Annotated in this window: 13 protein-coding genes; 1 reads left to right on the top strand and 12 read right to left on the bottom strand. The window is 42.9% G+C overall.

Annotated features, from left to right (window positions below):
- Positions 1–228: 228 nt before the first annotated feature.
- The 10 genes from DWW86_RS04950 to DWW86_RS04905 form a co-directional block, all read right to left on the bottom strand.
- Positions 229–927: a CPBP family intramembrane glutamic endopeptidase gene (locus DWW86_RS04950; protein ID WP_286187640.1), complete on the bottom strand. Its 699-nt coding sequence runs from the start codon at positions 925–927 to the stop codon at positions 229–231.
- Between the two features lie 128 nt (positions 928–1,055).
- Complete coding sequence (locus DWW86_RS04945; protein ID WP_117942491.1) at positions 1,056–1,703, bottom strand: HAD-IA family hydrolase; 648 nt, start codon at positions 1,701–1,703, stop codon at positions 1,056–1,058.
- A gap of 49 nt (positions 1,704–1,752) precedes the next feature.
- Positions 1,753–2,643 carry a hypothetical protein gene (locus tag DWW86_RS04940; protein WP_117942449.1) on the bottom strand — a complete coding sequence of 297 codons (891 nt, stop codon included), beginning with the start codon at positions 2,641–2,643 and terminating at the stop codon, positions 1,753–1,755.
- Entirely contained in the window at positions 2,579–3,793 is a 1,215-nt protein-coding gene (locus DWW86_RS04935; RefSeq protein WP_286187646.1) for a serine/threonine protein kinase, read from the bottom strand. The genes DWW86_RS04940 and DWW86_RS04935 overlap by 65 nt, the downstream gene beginning before the upstream one ends.
- A gap of 259 nt (positions 3,794–4,052) precedes the next feature.
- Positions 4,053–5,819, bottom strand: a complete 1,767-nt coding sequence (gene argS, locus DWW86_RS04930; protein ID WP_117942447.1) for an arginine--tRNA ligase — start codon at positions 5,817–5,819, stop codon at positions 4,053–4,055.
- A gap of 19 nt (positions 5,820–5,838) precedes the next feature.
- On the bottom strand, positions 5,839–6,708 hold the full coding sequence (locus DWW86_RS04925) for a DegV family protein (RefSeq protein ID WP_117942446.1): 870 nt from the start codon (positions 6,706–6,708) through the stop codon (positions 5,839–5,841).
- A gap of 104 nt (positions 6,709–6,812) precedes the next feature.
- Positions 6,813–8,069, bottom strand: a complete 1,257-nt coding sequence (locus DWW86_RS04920; RefSeq protein WP_117942445.1) for an ABC transporter permease — start codon at positions 8,067–8,069, stop codon at positions 6,813–6,815.
- A gap of 14 nt (positions 8,070–8,083) precedes the next feature.
- Complete coding sequence (locus tag DWW86_RS04915) at positions 8,084–10,177, bottom strand: efflux RND transporter periplasmic adaptor subunit (RefSeq protein WP_117942444.1); 2,094 nt, start codon at positions 10,175–10,177, stop codon at positions 8,084–8,086.
- Between the two features lie 4 nt (positions 10,178–10,181).
- A complete protein-coding gene (locus DWW86_RS04910; RefSeq protein ID WP_117942443.1) occupies positions 10,182–10,859 on the bottom strand; it encodes an ABC transporter ATP-binding protein in 678 nt (225 codons plus the stop codon).
- The gene (locus tag DWW86_RS04905) at positions 10,856–12,445 is read right to left on the bottom strand and encodes an efflux RND transporter periplasmic adaptor subunit (RefSeq protein ID WP_117942442.1); all 1,590 of its coding nucleotides are present in this window, start codon (positions 12,443–12,445) and stop codon (positions 10,856–10,858) included. The genes DWW86_RS04910 and DWW86_RS04905 overlap by 4 nt, the downstream gene beginning before the upstream one ends.
- A gap of 265 nt (positions 12,446–12,710) precedes the next feature.
- Here DWW86_RS04905 and DWW86_RS04900 point away from each other — a divergent pair, with 265 nt between their 5' ends.
- A complete protein-coding gene (locus DWW86_RS04900; protein ID WP_117942441.1) occupies positions 12,711–13,889 on the top strand; it encodes a hypothetical protein in 1,179 nt (392 codons plus the stop codon).
- 58 nt (positions 13,890–13,947) lie between these two features.
- On the opposite strand, the gene aspS is transcribed toward DWW86_RS04900, so the two are convergent.
- Together aspS and hisS are read right to left on the bottom strand one after the other, a co-directional pair.
- A complete protein-coding gene (gene aspS, locus DWW86_RS04895; protein WP_117942440.1) occupies positions 13,948–15,744 on the bottom strand; it encodes an aspartate--tRNA ligase in 1,797 nt (598 codons plus the stop codon).
- A gap of 17 nt (positions 15,745–15,761) precedes the next feature.
- Positions 15,762–17,012, bottom strand: coding sequence for a histidine--tRNA ligase (gene hisS / locus DWW86_RS04890; RefSeq protein ID WP_117942439.1), 1,251 nt, complete (start codon positions 17,010–17,012; stop codon positions 15,762–15,764).
- Positions 17,013–17,014 lie beyond the last annotated feature (2 nt).

Raw genomic sequence — 17,014 nt, 5'->3', positions numbered from 1 at the left:
CACATGGTGTATTAATTGTTTTAGTACACTTAGGTTACCATATTTTCCTCCGCCATGCAATCAGATATCTGTAAAATGAATATAAAATAATTCTAAAATCGTAAATATTGCAAAGTTCTTTTCTGTAAAGCAAAAAGCTCCCAGGTTTCTTTTAACCTGAAAGCTTTTCTTCTGTAAGATTCCTGTTCATTTTTATCTCAAAACAAAATCCTGCTCTTATATAAGCATTTATAAAACACGTTTCATCCGTCCATGTGTCCTTGCCCGAAAATAGAAAATCCCATAAATCAGGATAACCAACAGCGCAAACAGCATGATCAGAATATACATTGGATTCTTCTGCAGCATCCGGCTCACAAGATCCGGTGACACAAGCGACCAGATATTTGCTCCCATATGCAAAAGTACGCTGCTCCACAGGCATCCACTGATTTCCAGAAAATATGCAAAAAACATTCCAAGAAGTCCTGCATAAACCGCCTGCACCAGATTCCCATGATAAATACCAAAAATCAGGCCTGAGATCACCATGGCAAATCCCATTCTCATATAATCCCGGAGTCGCAAATAGATCAGCCAGCGAAATACGATTTCCTCTGCCAGAGGCGCTATAACACCCATACATATGATCAAAAACCACATACTCTTTCCAGCAGTCATCTGATCCATCGTCTCCTGATATTCCTTATAATTCAGTACAGACTGCAGCATTCCGACAAGCATATTTGCATACTGTGAAAAAGCTGCCCCCATTCCCAAAAACAGGATTATTTCCGGCAGATCAAGTTTCCAGGGTTTCTGCGGCAGAACAAGTCCTCCATGTTTCCTTGCTATGCGGTCCCTGCTGTAAAACCAGAGACACGGAATTATAGAAAGTATTCCTGTCAGACCGGTAAGCAGTACCACCTGTTTATAATATATTTCCATTCCCCCGCCGGAGCGTGTAATCAGCCAGAGTGCCATATATCCGATAATCTGCGAAATCAGGAAATGAATCCCGCAGGGATACGCTATACGCCAGATCTGTCTGCTATATGACTGCCTGCGTCGGGGGCTCAGTCGAAAAAATCCAGTACTTCATCAGCAGAAGCTACTATCTGTAACGGAGCTGCCTCTTTAAGTTCCTCCTGTGTCCCATATCCATAGGAAACTGCCACACAATCCAGTCCTGCTTCTCGTGCGCCAAGCACATCATGCTCTTTGTCTCCGACCATGACCACCTGCTCCCGATGCTTTTTCATTCCGATGCGCTCCAGTGCCTCTTCAATAACTTCTGTTTTATTGCTTCTGGCACCATTCATCTCGCTTCCGACAATCTCATCAAAATATTCTGTCAGATAAAAATGATCCAGTATCTGTTTCACATAATATTCCGGTTTTGATGATGCAACTGCCAGAATATATTTCTTGCGTTTTAGTTCCCGAAGCATATTCTCCACACCCAGATATGGTTTATTCTCAAATATTCCCACATTTGAATAACGTTCACGGTAATATTCCACTGCCTTCACTGCAGTTTCTTTATCCAGTCCTGCATATTGCATAAACTGTTCTTTAAGCGGCGGTCCGATAAATACTTCCAGTTTCTTCAGATCCTCTTCCGGTTTTCCGAGTTTTTCCAGTGCATACTGCACGCATTTTGTAATTCCTTCCCCGGATTCCGTCAGTGTCCCGTCCAGATCAAATAAAATCGCTTTATACATGGTTCCTCCAATTTTTGTATCCCAAAATCCACCTGTTTTCTTATGTATGTCAAAAAACATTATACGACAGTATAGCATTCTTTTTGATTTCCGTCCACGATAAATCTGCCGGAACCATTGCTGCCAGCTCTATCAGATTTTCATTATCCTCCTGCAGCTGATCGATACAAATACTTCCCCAATCCGTCGTCCATGATATCTCCTGACCATTGATTCGGAGAGATGCAACAGCAGTCACTACTCTGTGATTCAGCTTAATTTCCATTTTTTCTCTTCCTCGTACAGTTTCCTTCCAGTAAAACAGCTTCATCTTTTTCAGGCATTCCGCAGGCGGAATCCGATATTCTTCATGAAACTCGGTCACTTTATCGACTTCGGATTCCGGCACTTCAGTAGGCACAGGTAACGGTATAGCTGTGGGTGTTATCGTCGGAGATGGCATGGGCACCGGTGTATCAGTCGGTACTTCTGTTATCTCCTGATTATTAATTTCTGCGCTTCCGGTATATGTCTGTCTATATCCGTCCGTATTCATCGAATCTAAATTTCCTGCCTGTATCTGATCTGTCTTTACACCGCCACCTGTATCTGCCTGATTCATCACTTCTGTATTTCCTGCATTTGCCCGGTTCTCCGTTCCGGCCGGCTCTTCCTGTCTGCTTTCAGTTTCCCGATCAGATGATTCTTCCCATACTGTATTCTCTGTTTCTCCATAAGTATCCCCGCTTACACTGTCCACACTGCCCGCTGATTCATTCTCGGATACTCCATCTGTCCCATCTTCATCCCAGTCTGACCAGTCATCTACGTCATCGACACCTGTCGTCACATCAAATCCACCAAGTTCCATCGCATACACGCCGGCACTTATGCCGTTAAGAACCAGAAGTATTCCTGCCAATAACAGGAAGAATTTCTTTTTTCCATTTTTTCCACTCATCAGAATGCGCCCCTTCCTTTTGTGCACTTTTTTCTGAAACGTTATTCTGCCATTGCCGGTAAATGGCACGGCTTTCCTGATATCGTGCCTGTCTGCACAGGAACCTTCCATATTCCAGATATCCTCTTTCATACTCAGGTTCATATGTCAGCAACTGACGATAATACACTTCCGCACGGTCAGCATGATCCGCCAGCTCCCCGTTGTATGCCAGTAATTCAAGAATCCGAATCTCTTCTTTTGGAGTATGGTATTGCTTTAATAATCTCTGAAGTCTCGCTTCAGCCTGCGCGTATACCCTTGCCTGAAGTACAGGATTCCCTGACTGATATGCAAATCCATAGTATTCCTGCGTAATCACTGTCAGTACCTTTGAAAGTTCCGGCAATGTTTTCTGCATACGACCCCCGCTGCTTACCACAACCGCCAGCACCAGAACAGCCGCCGCCAGCGGCACAAGAACAGAACGGAGCCTTAGCTTCAAAGGATGGATATTATTAAGAAACTCGCTTGCTTCTACCGCATTCTTCCAGCGCTTTCCAGCTTCCGGGCGACAGCATTTAAAGATAAACTTTCCGAAATACGGGCATCGCAAAATGTATCTCCATTTCCCTCTTCCGCACAAACGCTCCAGTGTCTTACCAAGACAGTAAAAATCACTTGCCTGATCAATCACCCCATGATACTGCTCCGGAGCTGCAAAACCTCGCGTCCCCTTACACTCCAGCTTATGGCTTCTCTGTTGATATTCAAATGTGGCACTGCCAAAATCCACCAGATACAACGTACCTGCCGATATCATCAGGTTATCCGGCTTCAGATCTCCATAAAAAACGGCCGGTTTTCTTGAATGAAGATAGTCCAATATCTTTAATACAGTATCTGTGATCTTAAGAATTTCTTCCAGCGAAAATGTCCTGCCGGTTTTTAACAGATCTTCAAGAGATTTCCCTCGAATGTACTCCATAATGATATAGCAAAATTCTTCTCGCTCTGCATAGTCGATCATCTTTGGCAGTGCCGGATGTTCCAGAAGACGCAGAAGTCCCGCCTCCCGCCGATTCGAGATCGGAAGTTCTTTTACAGCGCGAAAAATCCCCAGTTCCAGATCTCGCGCCAGATACATCCGTCCTTCGCCGCCGCTTCCTATCTGGTCAACAATACAATATCTGCCCTTTAAGATTATTCCTGTCAGTTCGATAGAAATCGCTCCTCCCGCATTTTATTCTCGTTCTCTTTTGTGGATGTTCGTCGGAGAATACCGACAGTGAAATCAGAAATTTATAGATTTATGAAACATATTATAGCACAAACTGTACTTTTTATTTCTAAAAAAAATATAAACAATCCTCCACCTGCCGAAGCATATGGAGGATTTCATTTCCGCTTATTTTATTACAACTACAGTCTTACATACGATCCGGTGCAGAAAAGCCCAGAAGATCAATGCTTTTTTCAAGGATATCCTTGGTCAGTCCGAGAAGTTTCAGGAAAGATTCTTTCTGTGCCTGATCTTCCTCACTGAGGATCTTTGTTTCATGATAGAAACTGTTAAATGCATTGGATACTTCATAAATATATGCACAAATCTTGTGAGGTGCTTTTTCTTCAAATGCATTTTCGATCGTATTTCCGAATTTGGTAAGCTCCAACATCAGATTTTTCTGGCTTGCATTTACTGCCGGAAGGATTTCACCGGCATCCAGATTGCCGCCTTCTTCTTTGTAGCGGTTCAGAATGGATTTGATACGCACGATCGTATAAAGAATATACGGACCGGTATTTCCCTCGAAAGAAGTAAATCTGTCAATATCAAATACATAATCCTTTGTAGCCTGGTTGGAAAGATCCCCGTATTTGATTGCAGAAAGTCCTACGATCTCTGCTGTCTCTTTTGCATCCTGATCTTTGACACTGCGGTTCTCAACAATCTTATGGAACATTTCCTCATCGATATCTGCAATGAGGTTTTCCAGACGCATAACACCGCCGTCTCTTGTCTTAAACGGTTTGCCGTCTTTGCCATTCATGGTACCGAACCCAAGGAAAGAAAGCTCTGTCTCCGGTTTTACAAGACCGGTCTTTCTTGCACAGCGAAATACCTGAATGAAATGCAGTTCCTGACGTTTATCTACTACATAAAGGATCTCATCCGGATCAAAAAGTTTTACACGTTCTACGATCGTTGCAAGATCAGTAGTCGTATAAAGGGAAGCTCCGTCAGATTTCAGAAGCATGCACGGAGGAATCTCTTTTGTGTCACTTTCTTCTTTTACATCAACAACCAGTGCACCCTGATCTTCATAAGCAAATCCCTGATCTTTCATCTGCTGCACCATATCCGGAATGTACGGCTGTGCATCAGATTCTTTCTTCCAGAGGTCAAATGACACATTCAGATTGTTGTAGTTTCTCTTAAGGTCTGTCACGGAGACCTGCATAATGTGGTTCCACAGTGCCATATATCCTCGTTTGCCCTGCTGAAGCTGATGCGTTGCCTCAAGAGCTTCATTACGATACTCTTCGTCTACTTTTGATTTACCGCTTGCACATGGATAGATTTCTTCCAGCTCACTGATCGTGAATGGAGCTTCTTCCGGGTATTTTCCCTCAAAGCTGTCATCAAAGTATACAAGCTCCGGTTTACGGTGTTTTAGTTCCGTAATGATCAGTCCCATCTGGAGACCCCAGTCACCAAGATGTACATCACCAATTACTTTATGTCCCACAAAACGTCCGATACGTTTGATGCTCTCACCGATGATCGCAGAACGAAGATGTCCTACATGAAGTGGTTTTGCAACATTCGGTCCGCCGTAGTCGATAATGATCGTCTTTGGCTGCTCTGCCGCATTGACAGAATATTTCGGATCTGCGGACATCTCACGAAGGTACTCTGCGAGGAATTCTTCTTTTACACGTAAGTTAATAAATCCCGGTCTTACAACTTCTGCTACAGAAAAGATATTGCTGTCTTTCAGAAAAGCAACAACATCATCTGCAATCATAAACGGAGCCTTCTTATATGCTTTGGCACCAGCCATTGCCCCGTTGCACTGATATTCGCAAAGATCCGGTCTGTTGGAAACCGTAACCTTGCCGTATTCCGGATCATATCCGGCTTTTTCAAAGGCAGAAGCAAGTTCCTCTGCCATTAATTCCATAAGCTTTTTCATTTTATTCGCGACTCCTTATTTATACAGTAACTTTTTTTGAGCATGCAACTGCAAGCGCTCCATGGCCAATGTGACAGGCTACACTGAGTGACAGCGGATCCATATGAATATCCCTTCCCGGGAATGCCGCCTCTACTTCTTTTTTGAATTCTTCGGCTTCTTCTTTATTGCCTGTATAAGCTATCTGCAGACACATCTCACCGGATTCCACATACTGTTTGAAACGGGTGTTCCAGTCTTCCTGCATAGCCTTCATCATCATTCTCTTTGCCTGCTTTTTGCCGCGGACTTTTGCATAAGCATCCAGCTTTTCTCCCTGAATCTGAAGAACCGGTTTCAGATTCAGCACTGTACCGATTGCTGCCGCAGCCGGTGTGATTCTTCCGCCTTTTTTCAGATATTTCAGAGTCTCAAGTGTAATGTAAATGCTGGATTCCATTTTTTCTTCTTCAAGTTTTGTCTTGATCTCAGCAGCAGTTTTTCCTGCAGCTCTGAGTGCCAGTGCATCCAGTACTGACTGACGCTGCGTAACAGAAATTCGCTGGTTATTGACTACCTCAACCTTACCGTCATAGTCACGTGCAAGCATCGTTGCTGTGTCACATGAAGCACTCAGCCCGCTTGACATCGGGATATGAACAACTTCATCATATTCTTTCAGAAGATTGTCCCATAATCCACATACCTCTGCCGGGCTTGGCTGGGAAGTGGAAATCGTCTCGTCATTTTTCAGACGCTCATAAAACTCTTCCTGTGAAAGGGTAATCCCTTCCAGATACATCACATCATTAATATAAAAAGGCATCGGCAGGACAGAAACACCGAGTTCTCTGCCCTCATCCTGTGTGATGCCGCTGTTACTGTCTGTTACAATTGCAATTTTTCCCATACTGCATCTCCCTAAGTATTTTTTCATTTATCAGATATACATATCCGAAACATTGCATACTGTCTTTAGTTTATCATACCTCCGACAGTAACTCAAATAAAAATTTATTCGCTTCTCAAAGCATCTATCGGGTTCAGATCCGCCGCCTTTACAGATGGCAGTAATCCAAAAACCACCCCAATCAGCATGGAAAACAGTACAGAACCAATGATTGCAGGAATACTGATTGCAGTTGGAGCTCCTGAAAGCTGTGATACAATCTTAGACAAAATAATACCGGCAATCACACCAATAATTCCTCCAATACTTGTCAGCATTGCTGCCTCCGTCAGAAACTGATACAGAATTACCTTCTTTCTTGCACCGATAGCCTTCTTCAGACCAATTTCACTGGTTCGTTCCGTAACAGAAACAAGCATAATATTCATAACTCCGATACCGCCTACCAGAAGAGAAATACTTGCGATCCAGATCAGCTGTGTATTGGTACTCTCACTGAGTTTCTGCATGTTACGCACCTGCTGCATAATGTCATCGGCTTTGTATTTGTATTTCGAAGAATTGGTATCGATTCCCTGATTCATCACATCTGCCGCGGCACTTCCTACAGAACTCATATTGTCTGTGGAATCTGCTTTAACCACCGCATTCTCCGGTTCATCAAACTTGAATGCCATTGGCCAGCATTTATTCGGAATCATGACAGTCCCCATAATCGTCTGATAATATTCATTAAACTCATCAATCGTCTTAATGTTTGGCAGGTAATTGTCGCTCTGCTGAACAACACCTATGACTGTGAACGGTTCAGATCCAATCTCGATAGTCTTACCGACAGGATTTTCACCTGAAAACAGGTTATCCGCCGCATTACTGTCTACAAGTGCTACTTTACGCATATTATCATAATCTTTTTGTACAAATCCTCTGCCCGACTGCACCATATATCCACAGGTACTTAAGTAATTCGTATCGATACCATATATACTTCCACCCTGGAAGGTGGTATTTTCATAATATACACTGCTGGAATAAGTACGGCTGTAAAAAAACGTAGCATTCTGCACATGATCAAGGTTTTTGATATCTTCTTTTTGCTGATCAGAAAGAAGCGGCGGTGCAGTGCCATCCGTCATTCCATACTCCGGATCATACTCACTGTCACCGTAATTCAGGCTGACCGAAACTGTATTGTTTCCGGCACCGATCAGATCTTCCTTAATCTGCTCACTTGTACCTTTAATTGTCGAAACGATTGCAATGATCGAAGCAATGCCTATAATAATTCCCAGCATTGTCAGAAAGGACCGCATTTTATGGGACCAGATTCCCTGAATCGATATTCTCATATTTTCAAGCATAAAATACCATCCTCCTAATAACCATAAAGCTCATTCACAGAAACTTCCTGCGTTTTTGCACCTTCTTTGACTGTGTCTCCATAAGGAAATGCAATCTTATCATCCCGCGTAATTCCACCCGTAACCAGCACACTGTAGCCACCATTTACATTTCCGCCAACACTCAGTTTCTGTTTTTTAAGCACACCATTGTCATCCTTATAAACATAACTGCTTCCGTTTTCGGAGCGTACAAACGCACGATCCAGTACAATTCCTTTGCTCTGCGCATCGCTTTTCAGGGTGATCGTAAGCCAGTCAGCATCAGATACTTTGACTGATTTGTCCGGGATGGTCGCCGTATAGGAATAATAGGAAACATTCGGATTTCCACTGCCGGAATAGCTGTCTCCGGAAACCGGATATTCTGAAACATCTACAACTTCAGCCTCAAAGTCACCGCTCTGCCCGGAACAGTTCAAAATCGTCCCTTCTTTTACCTGGTCCAGCATCAGTTCACTGACTGTACCCTTCACATAAAAACCTTCCTTACTTTTGATAGTCATAAAAGTGTTTCCATCTGAAGCTGCCGTAGCAGGATCACCAACTTTTGCAACTGTTCCATCCAGTTTACTGTAAATAACTTCTTTTTTAACTTTTTTCTCAAGTTTTTCAATATTAAGTTTACTCTCACGAATATCAAGTTTCAGACTGTCAATTTTGTTCTGCTGTATCTTAATCGCATCCTCACGCGAAATAGATGTACTGCCGCCATCACCCTGATCTCCGTCATATCCACCATCGTTTCCGTCATCATCATCTGAACTGTTATCATAATGAGAGGCATCCTCCAGTGTGAACTCTACCTCAGAATAATCCGGCACCATCTTTTCAAGAAGGCTTCCATCAATCAGATAATATCCTGTACATGATTTCTTACGGTCGCCAAGATCTTCTACCGTATCATTCTGATGAAATTCAAGCTGATACCAATAACCGTTCTTGCCAGCCTCTTTATTTCCGTTCGCATCAAAAGCTGCCATCTTATTTAGGAAAGAACCTCTCACAATCACATAACCCTTTGCAGAACTACAGAGGAATACATATGGATCTTCCTTCGTTCCTTTTCCGGTAAGAGGTTCTGTATTATTATCAAGGATCTGATAAAATGTCGGATCACCGTCCGTCATATCCGGCACCTCTTTATCGCTGCCTTCATCTGAATCCACGATTTCAATCTGATCATCTGATCCGTCACCGAATGAATCTCCTGTGTTGTCATCAGAACTATTAGGATCTCCTGAATCACCACCATCTATGATGTCTATCTGATCCCCATTGTCACTGTTGTCATCGGAACTGTCAGTACCACTGTTTCCACCGGTATCTCCGGTATTATCTCCTCCGGTATTATCTCCTCCTGTATCCTCTCCTGCATCCTCACTTGCTGCAATACTTCCGGACTCACCGGTCGGTGTTCCCGTATCACCAGACTGTGTGCTATCACTTTCTGCTGAAGTCTCCGCCTGATAAGTTGCCACATCAGACACATCTTCTGCGTTTACTGCAGCCGCCAGGACCGGATTCATAACAGCAGCCAGATATGCACCATTGACATTACCGGATGCAGATACATACTCATCTCCCGTATCCGTGCTGTCCGTTCCATTCATGCTGCTGTCTGTATCTGTGTCCGAATCCGAAGAAGTTGACGTATCTGCATCGCTCTCCTCAATCGCTCCTCCATTTTTCAGGCTATTTAAACGATTGATAGCTTTATTCAGATCCTGTTCCTGCTGCTGTTGTTTCAACTTCGCAATATTCAGTTCCATCTGAACCAGTGTCATGTCAAAAGAAATCAGTTTATCATCCTTTTTTACCTCGTCATCCTTCGATACATACACTTCCTGAATGATCATATCCTTATCTACAGTAATATTCTGAATGGCGCTTGTCACAATATTTCCATCAAGATTCGTATCATCCATATAATACTGCCCAGCCAGATTATCCACGCTTACAACAGAAACTGTTTTCTGATGAGACTTTTTATAGTAAACTGCGCCTCCTGCTGAACCGCCTGCAACGAGAGCAGCAATCAGAATGCCTATAATAATTCTTTTTTTCATTCTATTACTTCACCTCTTTTTCCTTCAGCTCACCATCACGGATCGTTACTACACGTTTTGCATGTGATGCAATATCCGCATCATGTGTGATCATCAGTACCGTTACCCCCTCATCATTCAACCTTTGAAAAAGCTCCATGACCTGCGCGCCTGATTTACTGTCAAGTGCACCTGTCGGTTCATCCGCAAGCAAAAGCTTCGGATTATTGACAATTGCTCTGGCAATCGCCACTCTCTGCATCTGTCCACCTGAAAGCTGATTTGGCAGGAAGTCTACACGGTCTGCCAGTCCTACACGCTCCAGGGCTTTCAATGCACGTTCTCTTCTTTCTTTTTTGGGTACTTTTGCATAGTTCAATGGTAATTCTACATTTGCCAGAGCCGACTGTCTCGGAAGCAGATGAAAGCTCTGGAATACAAATCCAATCTTATTTAATCGCAGATCTGACATATCATTCTCTGAACAGTTCAAAATATCCTGTCCATCAAGTGAAAAACTTCCCTCTGTTGGTTTATCCAGACAGCCAATAATATTCATCAGGGTCGTTTTTCCAGAACCGGACGGTCCCATGATTGCCACATATTCTCCCTCTTCCATGGAAAAATTGACATCTTTGAGTACCGGCACACTCATTTTTCCCTGCTGATAATTCTTATATATGCCTTTTAGTTCAAGAATCATTCTGCATCCTCCGTATCACCCTGGACAGGAACAAGGTCCTCATCCATTGGCACACTTACTCCGTCGGAGTCATCATCAGAGACCACATCTCCCATCGCATCTGGATCATCGATCACTGTACTTTCACCATCAGATTCATACTCATCGTCTGCGCTCCATTCATCTGCATTCCAGTCATCTTCAGAATCAGAAAAATCATCCGTAACATAAGCATCTTCGCCATCAAGATTATCCGCGCCAAAATTGTCCGCATCAAGATTGTCCGCGCCAAGATTGTCCGCATCAAGATTGTCCGCGCCAAGCTCATCCACTGGCTGCATATCTACAGTACTTGTATCCATCGCCTCTTCAATATTTGTTGTCGTAGCCATACCCTCTTCAAGAACATCCGACGGAAATGCAATGCTATCGTCCTTAGTAAGACCATCTGCAATCTCATATTCCCCAAGTTCCTCATCATACTGTCCAAGGATCACACTTCGTTTTTCGAGTTTGTCATCTTTATCTGCTGCCCAGACATAAGGACTGTCTGTATCTGCATCTACAATATATGCCTCACTGATCCATACACCGGTCTTCTGAGTATCCTGGCCTTCATCCATTTCTATATAGACATGCTGTCCGAGCATCAGACCATCAGAAGAATCCAGATTCACATAAAATGGATATGTACTTGTACTTGTCTGTGAATCTCCGCTGCTGTCCATCATTCCAAAACTTGAACTACTGTTGCTGCTGGTGGCACTTTCACGATCAATTGTCCCCATAGTTCCCTTCCATGTCTGACTGCTGTCCACACGGGAACGGATAATAACCGGATCTCCCTCGATAATATTCTGAACATTCATCTCATTGACAGTTCCTTTGATACGATATGCACCTGTACTCAGAATCGTAATAAATGCATTGCCGCCGCTGCTGCTATCACTTGAATATGACATATCCGAATCATCTGCGCTGTCATCCACACTGCTGTTATCATCCGATGTCAGCTTTGAAGTATCAATCTTCTGAATCACACCGTCAATGCTGCTTCGAACTTCTGTGTTCCCCGTTGCACTCTGCAGCTTGTCAATCTCAGCCTGTTTGCTTTTCTGGCTGTATTCATTTTTTTTGAGATTCATTTTGTTGGTCTCAATCTCAATCGTATAAGAAAGCTGATTGTCCTGTGTTGCCTGTTTCTTCTCTTTTTCCAGAGTTGCTATCTGCTCGGTCAGGCTGCTCGCTTCGTTTTTCAGACGATCCAGATCAAGCTGTGCTTCCTCCAGACTTTCCTGAATGCTGCTCAGGTCATACTCAAAAAGAAGCTGTCCTTTTTTGACCTGATCGCCTGTCTTGACTTTTACTTCTTTAACTGTTCGACCACTTTCCAACTCAACAGATACCGTCTCCTGAGGTTCGACCACGCCGGCATAGCGATTGGAAACACCAGATGTCTGATCTGTCAAATCACTGATTTTCGTCACATAAACTGCATCACCGCTGGTCTGCTGCTGATTTCCTATGATTCCCATCTTCCAGCATACCCCTGCTGCTCCGCCGCCAATTATCAATATCCCAAGAAGGATCAATATACGTTTTTTCATTAAGCTGTGTTCCTCCTAACTTTGTAAAAGGTACTTTTTAACTTCTATATCATAGCAATTTTCTTTTCTAACCCTGTAAAAGGTATTTTTAACTTAATTATCATAGCAGATTCTGAAATAAAATAAAAGAGCTGTGGAAAATCCGTAACTGTTTCACATTTTTTTCACGAATTATTTCGAAATCCGACGTAATTTTACCGTTTTTTGACTTTTATACGTTTATCTGGTAAAATATAAGGGATTATTTTTGAAAGGAAAGATACCTATGAAGATCGCAAAAGGTCTGATGCCTTTTCTCCTTTTTATCCTTATGTCTGTCACATTTCTGACAGGCTGTTCCCACGTGGATAAAACGGATGTAGAGGCAGTAATTACCAACGAACTAAATCTGCTGAAAAATCTGGATTCTGATACGACCCAGAAATACATATCCTATAAAGAACTTTTTCCTGACACGACACAGGAGATAGAATTATCCAAAGAAATTAAAGAAGTTTTTTCTCTCTTTTTCCGGGATTTTGATTACAAAATCCGGAATGTTGATGTCGACAACGATACAAAAGAAGCCAGCGTTTCCCTGCAGCTTTCTACACTGGATGCCAGGACACTTGCCAAAGACTATGCACAGGCATCTCTTGAAACTGCCATTTTAAAAGCAGCCGCCTCTGATACCTCTGCAACAGAGGAGACAACAGATTCCCTTGAGGAACGTTATCTTATCTTAGACAATCTGCTCAAAAAAAATAAATATGAAACGGTGACACGAGACTGTACCATGACGCTCCAAAATACCGGAACCGATCATGATGAGTGGGAAATTCAAAGATCACATTCCCTTGAAAATGATCTTGTCGGCGGTCTTATAAGTTATCTCTCTGATAACAATCTGCTCTCACCTGAAGAAACATTAACCATTTATCTGAACACCCTGAAATCCATGAATACCGAACAGATGGGAAATTATCTGGGCATCGAAAGTTTGCTCAACACTTCCGATTCCGACAAAAATTCCATTGCTTCCGCGCTCGTAGAACAGGTACACCAGAATTTTGATTTCAAGATCACAAACTGCGAAGAACAGGGATATACTGCAACCGTCAGTACAACCATCACAACGTTTGACAGTACCTCAATTCTGAACACGTTCAGTCAGGAACAGGATGCTTATTTAAGCTCTGCGGATGCTGTAATAGACGGTTCGGAAAAACGATATCAAAAATCGCTTGAGATGCTTCTTAACGATATTAAAAATAACACAGCGAACATCACCTCCACAGCTGACTTCCATCTGACCAATGATGGAGTTTCGTGGAAGCTTGACGACAGTAATACCACCATTGGCAATGCCATTTTCGGAACCTTAAGTAATTCCCCTGTAAGTGAAGAAACAGAAGATGCAGATTCCTCTGAAGACGACTCTTACGCCGAAGAATCCGAAGATTAATAAATTTATCACTCAAAAGGCTGCCCCGTTATTCGGGACAGCCTTTATATTTACTCTTTTATTCTTCTATTTCAGGTTCTACTTCAAGGCCGAGTTCTTTAAGCTGCTGCTCACTTACTCTGCTTGGTGACTCCGTCATCAGGCAGGATGCATCTTTTACCTTCGGGAAAGCAATAACGTCACGGATGCTGTCAACTTTTGCCATCAGCATAACAAGACGGTCAAGACCATAAGCCAGTCCTGCGTGAGGCGGAACTCCATATTTAAACGCATTCAGAAGGAATCCGAACTGTTCGTAAGCAGCTTCTCTTGTGAAGCCTAACATCTCGAACATCTTTTCCTGAATGTCGTTCTGATGGATTCTGACACTTCCTCCACCGATCTCATTACCATTCAGTACAATATCATATGCTTTTGCACGGATTTTTCCAAGATCTCCACTTTCGATCAGCGGGATATCCTCATCCATCAACATTGTGAACGGATGATGCATCGCTGTGTAACGGTTTTCTTCTTCATTCCACTCAAGAAGCGGGAATTCTGTTACCCATACAAACCGATATTCATTCTTATCAAGAAGATCCATCTGTTTTGCAAGTTCTACACGGAGGGCTCCAAGTACATCATAAACCACTTTGTTCTTATCTGCTGCAAAAAGAAGCAGGTCTCCCGGCTTACCTTCCATTGCGCCAACAAGTGCATCCATTTCTTCATCTGTCATGAATTTTGCAAAGGAAGATTTGCGTGTACCGTCTTCTGCAATTGCAATGTAAGCAAGACCTTTTGCACCATAACTTTTTGCAAATTCAACCAGCTTGTCAATTTTTTTACGAGGCATGCCACCCTGGCCTTCTGCATTGATACCACGAACACTTCCGCCATTTTCCAGTGCACTCTTAAACACAACAAAGTCACAGTCTCTGACAACTTCACTTACATCATGCAGTTCTATACCGAAACGCATATCCGGTTTGTCGGAACCAAAACGATCCATAGCCTCCTGCCATGTAATTCTCTGAATCGGAAGTTTTACATCTACATCCAGAACTTCTTTGAAAAGATATGCAAGGAATCTTTCGTTTACATCGATAACATCATCTACATCTACAAAAGAAAGTTCCATATCGATCTGAGTAAATTCCGGCTGACGGTCTGCACGGAGATCCTCATCACGGAAGCAGCGTGCGATCTGGATATAACGGTCATAACCGGAGCACATCAGAAGCTGTTTGTAGAGCTGAGGAGACTGCGGAAGTCCGTAGAAAGAACCCGGATGAATTCTGGACGGAACAAGATAATCTCTCGCACCTTCCGGAGTACTCTTACCAAGCATTGGTGTTTCGATTTCAAGGAAACCTTCTTCTGTGAAGAATTTACGTGTCAGCTGGGCAACTTTGCTCTTCAACATGATATTTCTCTGTAAATCCGGTCTTCGAAGATCCAGATAACGATATTTCAGACGAATTTCATCCTTTGTCTTGCTGTTCTCTTCGATCGGGAACGGTGGAACATCTGATTCTGCCAGAATACGTAAAGATTCTGCACGAAGTTCCATTGCACCTGTTGCAAGATTTTCGTTAACTGCACCACCACGGTTCTCAACGGTTCCTGTTACAGCAATGACAAACTCACTGCGGAGTTTTCCAGCTTTTTCGAATCCCTCTTCATCAATATTTCCATTCTCAAAGATCAACTGCATGATACCGGAACGGTCACGAAGGTCAACAAAAACGATTCCGCCTTTGTTACGGGCTTTCTGCACCCATCCCATCAGGGTCACTTTGCTGCCGACCATTTCCTTTGTCACTTCTGCACATCGGCATGTTCTGTGCAGACCTTTCATACTTTCAGCCATGATTCTGTCTCCTTTTTTTATCTGTTGAAAAATTCCACAAATTCTGTATAACCTTCAGCTGTCATCTGTTCTTTCTGGAATTTTTTATTTTTCTTCATAATAGAAATGTTTACCTGTACACCGCTTTTGCGCTCTTCTTCCGCCTGTTTCAGGATTGGAAGAAGTTTGTCTGACGGCATATTCTTTTCGATCAGGTATGCTTTCTTTACTTTGCTCTCAGGAATCTCATATCCTCTTTCAAGAAGAAGCATTACGATTCTTTCGAATCCGATGGAAAATCCACATGCAGAAGTATTCTGTCCGGTAAATTTACCGATCATCTCATCATAACGTCCGCCACCGCCTACGGAACCACCGAATTCATCCATGGCAATCTCAAAAATCGGCCCTGTATAATAAGACATTCCTCGAACCAGTGTCGGGTCAAAAGAAATCTTGAAGTCTGCATTCTTAACAGAATCTACTGCTGTAATGATCGTTTCAAGATCTTCTGCAACTTTCGGATCCAGAACGTCTTTCAGTTTTTCTTTGCAGTAACGCACTCCTTCAATGTCAGAAGTAATTTCTTTGAACATACCAAGGTAGGTATCAATGCACTCTTTCTTAAAACCTTCTTTTTCGAGTTCTTCTGCAACACCTTCCAGACCGATCTTGTCCATCTTGTCCAGAATAATAAATACTGTATCAAAGCTATCTTCCGGGAAACCACTGTACTGTGCCATAGCTTTCAGGATTTTTCTGTCATTGATACGGATCGTAAAATTGTGGAAATCCAGTTTGCCAAGCAGAGTAGTTGTTGCCATAACAAGCTCAATCTCAGCAAGGTAAGTAGGCTCGCCAAGAATATCGATATCACACTGCATGAACTGACGGAAACGACCTCTCTGCGGACGGTCTGCTCTCCATACATTGCCCATCTGGAGTGCCTTAAATGGTGCCGGAAGCTGTCCGGAGTTGTTAGAATAATATCTGGAAAGCGGTACAGTCAAATCATAGCGAAGACCGGAATCTACCAGATCTGCCTCACATTCTGCAGTATCCAGTTTCAGTTTTTCTCCACGTTTCAGGATCTTGAAAATCAATTTTTCGTTTTCTCCCCCCTGTTTACTGCTGAGGTTTTCAATGTGCTCCACACATGGAGTTTCAATCGCAGAGAATCCGAACTTTCCGTATGTTTCACGGATCATGTTCATTACATAATTACGGATCTCCATCTCCTTAGGTAAAATGTCTTTCATACCGGTAACCGGTTTTTTCTTTAATGCCATGC

It is taken from the genome of Ruminococcus sp. AF17-22AC (genome assembly GCF_003460065.1).
In the GTDB taxonomy this organism is placed as follows: domain Bacteria; phylum Bacillota; class Clostridia; order Lachnospirales; family Lachnospiraceae; genus Blautia_A.
This window is presented reverse-complemented; position numbering and strand designations above follow the sequence as displayed.